This window comes from Streptomyces sp. NPDC111520, from assembly GCF_055635295.1.
In genome coordinates this window covers 31790-44116 of the sequence record NZ_JBVKBW010000016.1, presented here as the reverse complement: position 1 = coordinate 44116, position 12327 = coordinate 31790, and the positions used below count along the sequence as shown (strand labels likewise).

14 protein-coding genes are annotated in these 12327 nt (G+C 73.8%); 10 read left to right on the top strand and 4 right to left on the bottom strand.

Annotated features, from left to right (window positions below; translation table 11 throughout):
- Positions 1–10 precede the first annotated feature (10 nt).
- A complete protein-coding gene (locus tag ACZ7MY_RS31620) occupies positions 11–718 on the bottom strand; it encodes a TMEM175 family protein (protein WP_499606713.1) in 708 nt (235 codons plus the stop codon).
- Between the two features lie 414 nt (positions 719–1132).
- Here ACZ7MY_RS31620 and ACZ7MY_RS31615 point away from each other — a divergent pair, with 414 nt between their 5' ends.
- The 5 genes from ACZ7MY_RS31615 (at position 1133) to ACZ7MY_RS31595 (ending at position 5328) form a co-directional block, all read left to right on the top strand.
- Positions 1133–1567 (top strand): VOC family protein, encoded by a 435-nt coding sequence (locus ACZ7MY_RS31615; RefSeq protein WP_499606712.1) that lies wholly within the window; start codon positions 1133–1135, stop codon positions 1565–1567.
- A 78-nt stretch (positions 1568–1645) separates the two neighbouring features.
- The gene (locus ACZ7MY_RS31610; RefSeq protein WP_499606711.1) at positions 1646–2551 is read left to right on the top strand and encodes a LysR family transcriptional regulator; all 906 of its coding nucleotides are present in this window, start codon (positions 1646–1648) and stop codon (positions 2549–2551) included.
- Between the two features lie 75 nt (positions 2552–2626).
- Positions 2627–3496 carry an alpha/beta fold hydrolase gene (locus tag ACZ7MY_RS31605; RefSeq protein WP_499606710.1) on the top strand — a complete coding sequence of 290 codons (870 nt, stop codon included), beginning with the start codon at positions 2627–2629 and terminating at the stop codon, positions 3494–3496.
- Between the two features lie 139 nt (positions 3497–3635).
- Entirely contained in the window at positions 3636–4532 is an 897-nt protein-coding gene (locus ACZ7MY_RS31600; RefSeq protein WP_499606709.1) for a DUF427 domain-containing protein, read from the top strand.
- Positions 4533–4611: 79 nt separating this feature from the next.
- A complete protein-coding gene (locus ACZ7MY_RS31595) occupies positions 4612–5328 on the top strand; it encodes an SDR family oxidoreductase (protein ID WP_499606708.1) in 717 nt (238 codons plus the stop codon).
- Between the two features lie 31 nt (positions 5329–5359).
- Here ACZ7MY_RS31595 and ACZ7MY_RS31590 read toward each other — a convergent pair whose 3' ends face one another.
- Complete coding sequence (locus ACZ7MY_RS31590) at positions 5360–6016, bottom strand: DUF2238 domain-containing protein (protein WP_499606707.1); 657 nt, start codon at positions 6014–6016, stop codon at positions 5360–5362.
- 167 nt (positions 6017–6183) lie between these two features.
- On the opposite strand from ACZ7MY_RS31590, the gene ACZ7MY_RS31585 reads away from it, so the two are divergent.
- The 4 genes from ACZ7MY_RS31585 (at position 6184) to ACZ7MY_RS31570 (ending at position 9576) form a co-directional block, all read left to right on the top strand.
- On the top strand, positions 6184–6657 hold the full coding sequence (locus ACZ7MY_RS31585; protein WP_499606706.1) for a carboxymuconolactone decarboxylase family protein: 474 nt from the start codon (positions 6184–6186) through the stop codon (positions 6655–6657).
- Between the two features lie 26 nt (positions 6658–6683).
- Positions 6684–7607, top strand: a complete 924-nt coding sequence (locus tag ACZ7MY_RS31580) for an RNA polymerase sigma-70 factor (protein ID WP_499606705.1) — start codon at positions 6684–6686, stop codon at positions 7605–7607.
- A gap of 464 nt (positions 7608–8071) precedes the next feature.
- Positions 8072–8650, top strand: coding sequence for a GNAT family N-acetyltransferase (locus ACZ7MY_RS31575; protein WP_499606704.1), 579 nt, complete (start codon positions 8072–8074; stop codon positions 8648–8650).
- Positions 8651–8664: 14 nt separating this feature from the next.
- Entirely contained in the window at positions 8665–9576 is a 912-nt protein-coding gene (locus ACZ7MY_RS31570; protein WP_499606703.1) for an EamA family transporter, read from the top strand.
- Between the two features lie 88 nt (positions 9577–9664).
- Here ACZ7MY_RS31570 and ACZ7MY_RS31565 read toward each other — a convergent pair whose 3' ends face one another.
- The gene (locus ACZ7MY_RS31565; RefSeq protein WP_499606702.1) at positions 9665–10159 is read right to left on the bottom strand and encodes a PaaI family thioesterase; all 495 of its coding nucleotides are present in this window, start codon (positions 10157–10159) and stop codon (positions 9665–9667) included.
- 94 nt (positions 10160–10253) lie between these two features.
- On the opposite strand from ACZ7MY_RS31565, the gene ACZ7MY_RS31560 reads away from it, so the two are divergent.
- The gene (locus ACZ7MY_RS31560; RefSeq protein WP_499606701.1) at positions 10254–10724 is read left to right on the top strand and encodes a winged helix-turn-helix transcriptional regulator; all 471 of its coding nucleotides are present in this window, start codon (positions 10254–10256) and stop codon (positions 10722–10724) included.
- Between the two features lie 387 nt (positions 10725–11111).
- On the opposite strand, the gene ACZ7MY_RS31555 is transcribed toward ACZ7MY_RS31560, so the two are convergent.
- Positions 11112–12212, bottom strand: coding sequence for a PucR family transcriptional regulator (locus tag ACZ7MY_RS31555; RefSeq protein WP_499606700.1), 1101 nt, complete (start codon positions 12210–12212; stop codon positions 11112–11114).
- Positions 12213–12327 lie beyond the last annotated feature (115 nt).

The window sequence follows — 12327 nt, the reverse complement described above, 5'->3', positions numbered from 1 at the left end:
ACGCCGCCGTTCACCGCCGCCGGGCGGCCCCGAGCAGCCGCCCGAGCGGCCCCTCGTGGAGTCCCTGGCTCGTGAGCGCGTGGTAGAGGATCACCACGGCGATGCAGACCACCCCCACGGCCGGGGCGACGAACCAGCCGCCGATGCCGCAGACCACGTACAGGACGAGGCCGGTCAGCGGCCGGATCCGCTGCGACCGGAGCCAGCGGGGGGACACGCCGGGCTCCAGCAGTTCCGGGCGGCCGCACAGGTAGCTGAACACCCCCCACCACGGGGCCGACATGACGGCCGCGACCAGCGCGTACAGGACGACCGCCACGCGCTGGTCGTGGGTGGTCCCCCCGTCGCCGAAGGCGTCCCCCAGGACCGCAGTGGGGAACGGCACGATCACGGCGCTGAACAGGATCGCGAGGTTGATCCACAGCAGGCCGACGTCCATGCGCCGGATGCGGCGGAACAGCCCGTGGTGGTTGAGCCAGATGACACCGACGTAGAGGAACGAGACGAGGAACGCCACGTAGGCGGGCCAGGCGGCGGCGAGTGCCGGCACGAGGCCGCCGGGCGCGTGGTGCGGATCGTAGACGTCGAGGACGAGCAGGGTGATCACGATGGCGAAGACGGCGTCGCTGAAACCCTCGACCCGGCTGGTGTCCGACAGGCGCATGCCGTCGTCGGCGGCCGCGCTTGACGGAACGTCACGATCCGGTGGGTTCGGCATGGTGTGATCCTAGGGTCCGGGGCGCGGGGGCGATCAGAGGCCGCGCAGCATGTCGGACCCGCGGGGAAGCCCAGTCCGGGCGGTGGTGGAGGACCGCCGGGTCGGGCTGGGCCGCGGCACGAGGGGGTACGCCACCGGCTTGCCCACGCGATCGCGGGAGCCGGGCCGGTGATCCACCGGCGGCGGCCGGCGGGCCCGGGTCGTCGCCTTCGGGGCCGTCGCCGTCGGGGTCGTGCGGGCCGCCGGGCACGGGGACGACGCCTGCCTCCTCCACGGTGCCGGCGTGGCCGTCGGCCGCCGCGGCCGGCCGTACCCGCGCCTCCGGCCCGGGATTCGTTCCTTCTGTGCCGGCCATTCGAGCTGCGCATGCCCCATCGCTCGCGGTTTCGCCGGGCGTTGGCCAAGGATGGAGTGATGGACTACAGCCTCGAGGTCGTCATCGTCCCGGTGACCGATGTCGACCGGTCGGCGGCGTTCTACACGGAGCGCGCCGGCTTCTCCCTCGACGTCGACTACGCGCCCGCCGACGGATTCCGCGTCGTGCAGCTGACGCCGCCGGGTTCCGCGTGTTCGGTGCAGATCGGCGTCGGTCTGACCGATGCGGTCCCCGGGTCGCTGCACGGCCTGCACCTCGTCGTCGACGACGTCGAGCGGGCCCGCCGCGAACTGGCCGAACGGGGTGTCGCCGTCGGGGAGCCGCGGCACAAGTGGCCCGTCGAGGACTGGCGGGGCGGGTTCCGGCCCGGGGTGGACCCGGAGCGCCGCGACTACGCCAGCTCCGTCACCTTCGCCGACCCGGACGGCAACACCTGGGTGGTGCAGGAGCGCGGTTTCCACGGGGCGGCCTGAACCCGCGGGGAGCACGTCGTCCCGCCGGGGCCGCTTTCGGTTCGTGTACGTTTCGAACAGTTCGGATAGATTTTACATATGGCGACACTGCGGGCACTGGAGTGCCTGGTGGCCCTGGTCGACGAGGGTTCGGTCACCCGGGCCGCGGCCTCCCTGCACATGTCGCAGCCGGCGCTCTCCCACCAGATCGCGGCGCTGGAGCGGGAGCTCGGCACCCCCGTCGTCGAGCGGCTGGCCCGCGGCGTGCGGGTGACGGCGGCCGGGCGCGCCGCGGCCGAGGAGGCCCGGATCGCGCTGGACGCCGCGGCCCGGGCCGTCCGGATCGGACGGCAGGTCGGGATGGGCGACGGCGGGCGGCTGAGGATCGCCTGCGCGGAGACCATGACCGCGTGGCTGCTCGTGCCGGTACTGCGGCGCTGGCGTGCGCACCGGCCCGGGGTGCGGCTGGAGCTGGCGGAGTTCACCAGTGCCGACCGCATGGTGGAGCACCTGAACAACGGCGCCACCGACCTGGTCGTGGGACCGGAACCCACCGCGACCACCGCCCACACCGAGGTGCTGGGCCGGGAGGAGATGGTGGTGGTCACCTCGCCCGCCCACCCGTTCGCCTCCCGCGCCTCGGTCGGGCCCGGGGAGCTCGCCGGCGAGCCGTTCGTGCACTACGACCCCGGCAACGGCATGGCCGTCTGGGTGGACCGGTTCGCCGCCTCCCACCAGGTGACCCTGAGCCCCGTGCTGCGCACCCGCAGCCCGCGCACCGCCGCCCAGCTCGCGGGCGCGGGCATGGGGGTGAGCCTGGTGCCGGTGTCGGCGCTGGCCGGACGTCCCGCCGCGGTCGTCCGGCGGCTGGAGCCCCGTGTGCACCGCGACATCGTGGCGCTCACGCTGACGCCCTCGGACGCCCTCGTGCGGCGGTTCGTCGCCGACCTGCGCCGCCGGGGGCTGCCGAACGTGGACACCGCCGCCGCGCTCCCGGCCGCGTAGCCGCCACGGCCCGGCCGCCGAGGTGCCCGCCCCGCACAGGAACACAACCGACCACAGCGCCCGAGGAGGCCCGATATGACCGGCACCGTCCACTACCGCACCGTCACCGTCGACGGCCTGGAGGTCTTCCACCGGGAGGCCGGCGACCCATCGGCCCCCGTGCTGGTGCTGCTCCACGGGTTCCCGACGAGCTCGCACATGTTCCGGAACCTGATCCCCGCCCTCGCCGACCGCTACCGCGTGATCGCCCCCGACCACGTCGGCTTCGGCCAGTCGGCCATGCCGGCGGTGACGGACTTCCCGTACACCTTCGACGCCCTCACCGAGGTCACCTCCGGCCTGCTCGAACAGCTCGGCGTGGACCGCTTCGCCGTGTACGTGCAGGACTACGGCGCCCCCATCGGATGGCGGCTCGCGCTGGCGGACCCGCGACGGGTCACCGCGATCGTCAGCCAGAGCGGCAACGCGTACACGGAGGGCTTCGCCAGGCCCTTCTGGGACGGGCTGTTCGCCTACGCCGAGGACCCGAACCCGGGGACCGAGGCGGCCGTGCGCGGCGCGCTCACCCTCGAGGTCACGCGCTGGCAGTACCTGAACGGGGTGGACGATCCCAGCCTGGTCAGCCCCGACAACTGGGTCCACGACCAGGCGCTCCTGGACCGGCCCGGCAACGACGAGGTCCAGCTCAGCCTGTTCCGCGACTACCCGCGCAACGTCGACGCGTACCCGGCGGTCCACGCGTACTTCCGGGACTCGCGGGTCCCGCTGCTGGCGGTCTGGGGCGAGCGCGACGAGATCTTCGGGCCCGACGGCGCCCGTGCCTTCCGGAAGGACCTGCCGGACGCCGAGGTCCACCTGCTGGAGACCGGGCACTTCGCGCTGGAGAGCCACCTGGAGACCGTCGCCGGGCACATCCGGGACTTCCTGGGCCGGGTCCTGACCTGAGCCGCAGGGGCCCGCGGGGCCGAGGGGGCTCGCGGCCCGGGGGCCCGCGGAGACCGGCCCGTCGATTTCCGACGTCGTCGCCTCCGAAAGACGAATCCTTGATCGCTTGTTCCGGGCACACGGCGGACCTAGCGTCGAAGTGACGATCGCGACGACCCACGAGGAAGGACGAGCCATGGGACTGTCCTGGCAGCAGGGGCCGCTCTCCACCACCCGGATCGGGCGCTTCCTGGTGCCCGGTCCGCTCCCCGAGCGGCTGCTCTTCGCCGAGCGCCTGCGACGGCGCATGAGGGTCAGGTTCGCCGGCGAGTGGATCGCCGACAGCGAGGACGTGGTGCTCCTCCACGAACCCGGCCGCTACCCGGTCGCCTACTTCCCGCGCTCCGACGTCCTGCCGGAGGCGCTGGTCGCGGGCGAGCACGTCACCCGGCACAAGGACCTCGGGGCCACGGCCTGGTTCGCGGTACGTGCCGGCGGCCGGACGACCGAGCGCGCCGCCTGGGAACTGGTCGCGCTCCCGGAGCACGCGTCCGAGCTCAGGGGTCGGATCGCCTTCGCCTGGCGGGCGATGGACGCCTTCTACGAGGAGGACGACCGGATCCTCGGCCACGCCGCCGACGCCTACCACCGCATCGACATCCGCACCACCTCGCGCACGCTGGAGGTCCGCTCCGAGGGCCACGTCGTGGCCCGCTCCGAGCACCCCGTGGTGCTGTACGAGTCGGGCTTCGCGCCCCGCTGGTACGTGCCGCGCGCGGACGTCGACGCGTCGGCGCTGACGCCCGCCGAGGACCGGACCTTCTGCCCGTACAAGGGCATCGCCGAGTACTACGACATCGGCGGCGTCCGGAAGGCCGCGTGGTCGTACCGCGACGCCTACCCGGAGGTCGGCCGCATCGACGGCCTCGTCTCGTTCGAGCCGGACAGGGTCGAGGTCACCCTCGACGGCAAGCGGCTGGAGGCGGAACCGGGCCAGCAGGTCCTCCCGCACGGCGTGGACCGGGGCCTCGACACGGACGAGGTGCGGGGCCGCTAGGCCGTGTCGTCACCAGGGCCGTCCCGCCCGCACACCCAAGCGCGATACACGCACACGATGAGATCGAGGGAGAGCCCCCATGTCAGCTTCCCTGCGGGACCGGACGGTCCTGGTGGTGGGCCGCGGCAGCGGCATCGCCCGGGCGGTCGCCGAGGCGGCACGCGCCGAGGGCGCCCGGGTCGTCGCCGCCGGACGGTCGCGGAGCGGCCTCGAAGAGGCCTACGAGGGCACGGACGTCGCCGTACGGCAGGTCGACCTCACCGACGAGGAGTCGATCGCGACGCTCGCCGAGGACCTCGGCAGCGTGGACCACGTCGTCTCCACGGCGTCCGCCCGGGCCCGCGGCAGGGTGTCCGAGCTGACGCCCGAGGCGATCGTCCTGTCCTTCCGCACCAAGGTGGTCGGGCCGATCATGCTGGCCAAGCACTTCGCCCCGCGCATGCCGCAGGACGGTTCCTTCGTGCTGCTCTCGGGCGTCGCGGCCCTCGAACCCGACCCGGGGTTCCTCGCGGTCGCCGCGACGAACGGCTCGGTGAACACCGTCACCCGGTCACTGGCCGTCGAACTCGCCCCGATCCGCGTGAACGCCGTGTCCCCCGGCACCATCGACACCGGCGCGTGGGACGGGCTGGGCGACGCGGGCAAGTCCGAACTCTTCGCCCGCCTGTCTGGGAGCAACCCCGCGCGGCGGATCGGCACGCCGCAGGACGTCGCCCAGGCCGTGGTGTTCGCGATGACCAACACGTTCATGACCGGGGTGTGCCTCGCGGTCGACGGCGGCCAGCCACTGGTGTGAGACCTCGCGGTCGCACGCCGGCCGTCCGCCCTCACCCGGTCCACGGACCGGTCATGCGCGGTGCGAGGACGTCCAGTCGGCGGTCGTGCGCCCGGCTGAGCAGGAGCAGCGACAGCACGGCGCCCACCAGGGCGCAGAACATGTCCCACTGGGTGTCCCAGACGTCCCCCTGCGTGGCGAGGAAGGCGTCCGCGGCGTCCCCGCCGATCAACGCCGCCCACCACTCCAGCAGTTCGAAGAACGCGCTGAACGCCATGCACGCGCACACGGTCAGCGGCGCCAGCCACCGGCTGCCGCGCAGCGGGGAGGTGCGGACGAGGACCTCGCGCACCAGCACGGCGGGCACGAAGCCCTGCATGAGGTGGCCGATCCGGTCGTACGGGTTGCGCGACAGGTCCAGGGTGTCGCGCAGCCAGTCCCCGAACGGGACCTGGGCGTAGGTGTAGTGACCGCCCACCGACAGGACCACGGCGTGCAGGGCGAGCAGCGCGCACAGCAGCCCGGTCAGCGGGAACCGGCGGCGCAGCGCCACCGCGAGCGGCAGCCCGATGACGATCCAGAAGGTCTCCAGCACCCATGTGCCGCGGTCCCGGGGCTGGATCCCGGACACCACCAGGGCGGTGAGCGCGACGGCGGCGGCAGCCATCGGCAGTCCGGCGCGCCGGACGGGGACGGTGAGGTCTGTCATGCCCCCAAGGGTCGTGGGACCCGGCACACGAACGCATGAGTACGGCTACTCACTTGGGAGACGCAGCTCACACCGTGCCGTGTCACTGGGGCGCGGGCCGCCTCGTCCCAGGGGGTGAGTCCGTGGACGACCGCGGACGTCCACGCGGGACACAGGAGGAGCACACCATGGACGCGCGACTGGACTACTTCGCCGACCCGGCGGCGAGCAGGGCCCTCAAGCACTTCATGGCGGTGGGCACGTGGTTCAAGGAGTCGTCGCTGCCCGCCGCGACGCAGGAACTGGTGGCGCTGCGGGTCAGCCAGATCAACGGCTGCGCGGCCTGCGTCGACATGCACACCAAGGAGGCCGCCGCCGCGGGCGAGACACCGGTACGGCTGCACCTGGTCGCGGCGTGGCGCGAGGCCACGGTCTTCACCGAGGGCGAGCGTGCCGCGCTGGAACTGGCGGAGGCGGGCACCCGGGTCGCGGACGCGGGCGCCGGTGTCGGCGACGAGGTGTGGGCGCGCGCCGCCCGGCACTTCGACCGGGAGCAACTCACGGCCCTGGTCGTCCTGGTCTCCTTCATGAACGCGGTGAACCGGCTGAACGTCATCTCCCGGCAGCCGGCGGGCGACTACGTGCCCGGCCGGTTCCACTGACCGGGACCGGGGGAAGGGAATCCGGCGTGACCAAGGTGGAGGACTTCGAGGAGCTGCGGCCGCTGCTGTTCTCGATCGCCTACCGGATCCTGGGCAGCGTGGGCGAGGCGGAGGACGCGGTGCAGGAGACGTGGCTGCGCTTCGACGCCTCGTCCACCCGGCCCGTGTCGACGAAGGCGTTCCTTTCGGCGGCGGTGACGCGGGTCTCGATCGACGTGCTGCGTTCCGCGCGGGTGCGGCGGGAGGAGTACGTCGGGCCCTGGTTCCCCGAACCGCTGCTGAGCGACCCGTACCAGGATCCGGCCAGGTCCGCGGAGCTCGCCGACTCGGTGTCGATGGCCGCGCTCCTGCTGCTGGAGCGGCTCAGCCCGCTCGAGCGGTCGGTGTTCGTGCTGCGCGAGGTGTTCGGCTTCGGCTTCGACGAGGTCGCCGGGGCGGTGGGGCGTTCGGAGGCGGCGTGCCGTCAGCTCGTGGTCCGGGCGCGCCGGCACATGGCGGCAGGGCGGCCGCGGTTAGCGGCGGACCGCGAGGCGCGGGAGGAGCTGGCGCGGCGGTTCTTCGACGCGTTGAAGGACGGGGACGTCGACGCGCTGCGTGAGCTGCTCGCCGCCGACGTGCAGCTCGTGGGGGACGGCGGCGGCCGGGCCCCCCAGCTGGCGCGGGCCGTCGCGGGCGCGGAGAACGTGGCCCGGCTGCTGGGCACGGTCTTCCCCCTGCTGCTCCGGATCGGCGTGACGTTCGAGCCGCACGAGGTCAACGGCCAGCCCGGGGCGGTCTTCCGCGACCGGGACGGCAGGGTCCTGCACACCCTCGCCCTCGACGTGCTCGACGGGCGGATCCAGGCCGTCCGCACGGTGCTCAACCCCGGCAAGCTCGGCCACCTCGGCCCGGTCGCCGACGCCTGGGCCCTGCACCGGGAGGTGCAGCGGGTACGGAGGGAGGGGAGTTGACGCGCCGGCTCGCCATCGCCGGCGCGGCCCGGTGGAGGCCGGCCCCCAGAACCTCACCCGCCATCCCCACGACGACGGCGCCGTCCTGCATTCCCGCCGGAAGGTGTGCGTACTCCTCGGCCCGGCGCACGGCACCGCCGCCGCCCGGGTCGAGGACGACCGCGCCGAGCAGGGCGACCGGTTCCGCGACGATCCCGACCACTTCCTCGGCCTGCGGGCGCGAGACCACGATGTCGCGCCTGCCGGGGGGAGAACTCCGCCCTCGCCGCCGTCCGCGGCCCGCACGAGGAGTCCCAGCCCGCCCTCCTCCCCACGGTGACGCGCGTCGCCGACGTCGTGCGGTTCCAGACGGGCCCTACCACCCCGCCGACGAAGGTGAGGATCGACCGGCCCGACCCCACGACAACCCCTCCCCCGCCAAAAGCGTGTGCGTCCGCCGGGAGGGGGCACCTACCCTCCCGGCCATGGAACTTCGCGAAGAGCTCCCCGGCGACCACGCGTCCGTGCGGGACGTCCACCTCCGGGCGTTCGGCGGCCACGGACGGGTCGTGGCAGACCTGGTGGACACCCTGCGCGGTGACGTCACTCCGGCCGGCGGGGTCTCGCTGGTGGCCGGGCTCGACGGCCGGGTCGTCGGGCACGTCATGTTCACCCGCGCCCTGCTCGACGCCCCGCGCCGGCTGGTCGGCGTGCACGTGCTGAGCCCGCTGGCCGTCGTGCCCGGGCACCAGCGGAGCGGCGCCGGCACCGCGCTGGTCCGGCACGGTCTGCGGATCCTCACCGAGCGGGCGGTCCCGCTGGTCTTCGTCGAGGGCGATCCCGCGTACTACGCGCGCCTCGGGTTCGTGCCCGGCGGGGAACTCGGCTTCCGCAAGCCGTCGCTGCGCATCCCCGACGCCGCCTTCCAGGTGTTGCCGCTCCCCGCGTACGAGCCCTGGATGACCGGCACCTTCGTCTACGCGGACGCGTTCTGGCGCCACGACGCGGTCGGCCTGCGCGACGCGGCGTCGCCGGAAAACCACGTGACGCCCGGCGCACCGTAGCCGACAATCCACGCGTGGCCACCTTGAACGTCGACGGCACCGAACACGGCCCGCACCTCCGTCGCTCGCCGACCGCGCGGGCCGGTCGCACCTACGGCGCGATCCCGCCGACGGCGCTGGTGCTGCTCGGCATCGTCAGCGTCCAGCTGGGCTCGGCCCTGGCCAAGAACCTGTTCACCGAGGTGGGCAGCTTCGGGACGGTCGCGCTGCGGCTCTTCTTCGCTGCGGCGGTGCTGACGCTGTTCTGGCGCCCGTCGCCGCACATGAGCCGTCGCGCGTGGACGGTGGTGCTCGGCTACGGCGTGGTCCTCGGCACGATGAACCTGTGCTTCTACCTGTCGCTGGCCCGCATCCCGCTGGGGATCGCGGTGACCGTCGAATTCCTGGGGCCGCTGGCGGTGGCCCTGGCCGGGTCGCGGCGATGGCTGGACGCCTTCTGGACCGTGCTCGCCGCGTGCGGTGTGGTCCTGCTGATGGAGGGACGCGGCGAACTCGACCTCGTGGGGCTTCTGTTGGCCCTCGCGGCGGGCACGTGCTGGGGCCTGTACATCCTGGTCGGTGCCGCGCTCGGCCGTCACACCACGGAGGGCAACGGTCTGGCCCTGGGCATGGCCGTCGCCGCGCTGGTCACCGTGCCGTTCGGCGTTGCCGACGGCGGGACGTCGCTGCTCCAGCCGTGGGTACTCCTGGCGGGGCTCGGCGTGGCCCTGCTGTCCTCGGTGATCCCGTACTCGCTGGACCTGGAGGCGCTGCGCAGGATCCCCCCGCGCGTGTTCGGCATCCTGATGAGCCTCGAACCGGCGATGGCGGCCCTCATCGGCCTCGTCGTGCTCCGGGAGTCGCTGCACCTGTCGCAGTGGATCGCGGTGCTGTGCGTCGTGGCAGCGTCGGCGGGCGCCGCCCGCGGCACCCGTACGGACGCGTGACCACCGGTCCGGACGGGTGACCCGTCCGGCCCCGGACGACACGTCGAGGAGCGGTGGCCCGGGCCTCACGGCCCGGGCCACCCTCCGCTCAGCCCGTGGGGACGGGGAAGAGCATGCAGCTGCTCGTGGCGTGCGCGAGCAGGCGGTCGGTGGCGTCGAACAGCTCCGCCTGGGCGAGGGCGGTGCGGCGGCCCTGGTTGAGGACGGTGCCGACGGCACGGACCTTGCCGGTGTCGACGGTGACCGGGCGCAGGAACTTCAGGTTCAGGTCGAGCGAGGTGTACCCCATGCCCTCCGGGAGGACGGACTGCACCGCGCAGCCGGCGGCGGAGTCGAGGAGGGTGGCGTAGACGCCGCCGTGGACGCTGCCGATGGGGTTGTAGTGCTCCTCCCCCGGTTCCATGGCGAAGACCGCGCGGCCGGCCTCGACCTCCTCGAGGGTGAACCCGAGGGTCGAGGCGATGGGGGGAGCGGGCAGCCGTCCGGCGAGCACGTCGCGCAGGAACTCCAGGCCGCTGGTGCGGCCGACCGCGGCCGCGGAGACCTTCGGGTCCCCCCACTCGAACGTGCGTGACCTCGCCATCGGGCGTTCCCTCCCTGACCAACTGACTTCGGCGTTCGAAGTTAGCCAGTCGCACCTCTGGATGTCAATGCCGAAGCCAGCTTACGATGACCGCATGACCTGGCTGGACACCAGTACCGACAACTGCACGGTGCAGCGCACCCTCGACCTCGTCGGCGAGAAGTGGTCGCTGCTGGTGCTGCGCGACGCCATGAACGGCGTCCGCCGCTTCGACGACTTCCGGCGCCACATGGGGCTCTCCGAAGCGGTCCTCGCGGACCGGCTGCGCAAGCTGGTCGCCGCGGGGATCCTGGACACCGTCCCGTACCGCGAACCGGGCAGCCGCACCCGCAACGAGTACCGGCTCACGCCCAAGGGCTGGGACCTGTGGCCCGCGATGATCGCCCTCAAGCAGTGGGGCGACCGCTACACCGCCGACCCGGAGGGCCCGCCCCTGGAGGTCCGCCACCGCGACTGCGACGAGCCCGTCGGGGCCGTCGTGGTCTGCGCCGGGGGCCACGACTCACTCGCACCCCGGCGGGCCTACACCCGGCCCGGTCCCTCCGCCCGGACGGCCGCCGGCTGACCGCCCGGCTTGACCGCCCGACTGAACGGCACGCACGCGACGGCGCGCGGACGACGGCGATCCGTCGCGCCGGAAGTCCCGCGTCCCGCGGCCGTCGTGGTGGGCGCCGACACCCTCTCCCCCGTCCCCCATGTCCCCCGTCGAGGGCGTCGACGTCCAAGCCACCGGTCAGGACGCTCCCCCGGTCCTCAGTGGCCCCACGAGCGCGGAGACGGACCGGACCAGGCCGAAAGGCCCTGTCCTGCCCGCTCCGCGCGCATCGGCTCCGTTGTCGGTGCCGTGACGATGGTGACAGGGGAGGCACCCGGTGCACATTGCCGGATCCCGGCAGTCTTGACGCCTTGTTGACGGCCCGTTGACGGCGCCGCGCCCGGAGCCAGGGCTGCCCTACAGCGGCTGGTCGGGCCAGCCGAGCAGCCGCGCGCCCATGGCCGCGGTCTCCAGGGTGTACCGGTGCAGGGGCTCGCCGGGGTCGTAGCCGGTCAGCACCTTGATCCGTTCCAGGCGGTAGGTGAACGTCCGGACCCCGAGGCCGAGCCGGCGCGCGGCCTCCGCGTTGACGTGGCCGGCCTCGGCGTGCGCGGTGATGGTCTCCAGCAGCGGTCCGGCCCCGCCCCGAGCCTGCTCCAGCGGACCGAGGACGGTGCGGACGAGGTCGGCCATCGCGGCCCGGTCCCGCATCAGCACGGGGAAGACCAGCAGTTCCTCGGCGCGCAGCACGGGGGGATGCAGGCGCAGCCGGTCGGCGACGTCCAGTGCCCCGAGGGCCTCCTCGTAGCTGCGCACGATGCCGCTGGTGCCGGAGTGGGTGCGGCCGACCGCCACGCGGCGGGCCGCGCCGTGACCGGGGCCGGGGCGCAGCGCGGCATCGGCGAACGCGTCGAAGACGGCGCGCTCGCCGCCGGGGGCGATGCAGACCAGCCGGCCGTCCTTGCTCGCCACCAGGACCTCGCGGTGCCCGAAGCGGCCCACCAGTTCCCGCTCGATGCGCCGCACCACGGGCCGGCTGTCCTCGTACGCGTCCACGCCGCGCGCCACCGCCACCGCGTGTCCCCGTCCCAGCCGCAGTCCGAAGCGCTGGGCGCGCTCGGCGAGCCGTCCCGGGTCGCTGCGCCCGTACAGCAGGTCGTCGACGAACTCCCCGCGGGCCGCCTCCTCCTGGCCGGCCAGGAACCGCTGGGCACTCTCGTGGCCCTCGCCGAGCGCGGCCACCGCGGCGTCGAGTGCGGTCAGCACCGCCTCTCCGGCCCGCTGCGCCTCCCTGGCGGTGCCGGCGGCCGCGAGGCCCGGCAGCGTGGCCCACGCGTCGCGGGTCGCCGCCAGGTAGGCGCCGAGGATGTCGCGCAGCCCGTACCCCCCGCCGGCGGCGCGCTCACCGGACCCGCGGAGGGCGTCCAGTTCGTCCCGCCGCAGTCGCCGGCCCGTGCCCGAGACCTCGCCCAGCATGCGCGCGTACGCCTCCAGGTCCTCCCGCGCTACGCGCCCCATGGCCCCGTCTCCCCTCCAGGCACACGTCGTTGCCGTCCCCCGGCAACCTGGACCGTATCAATCCTGCCCGGTTCGATGATCACCGCCCCCTCGGCGGACGAGGTACCGGAACCAC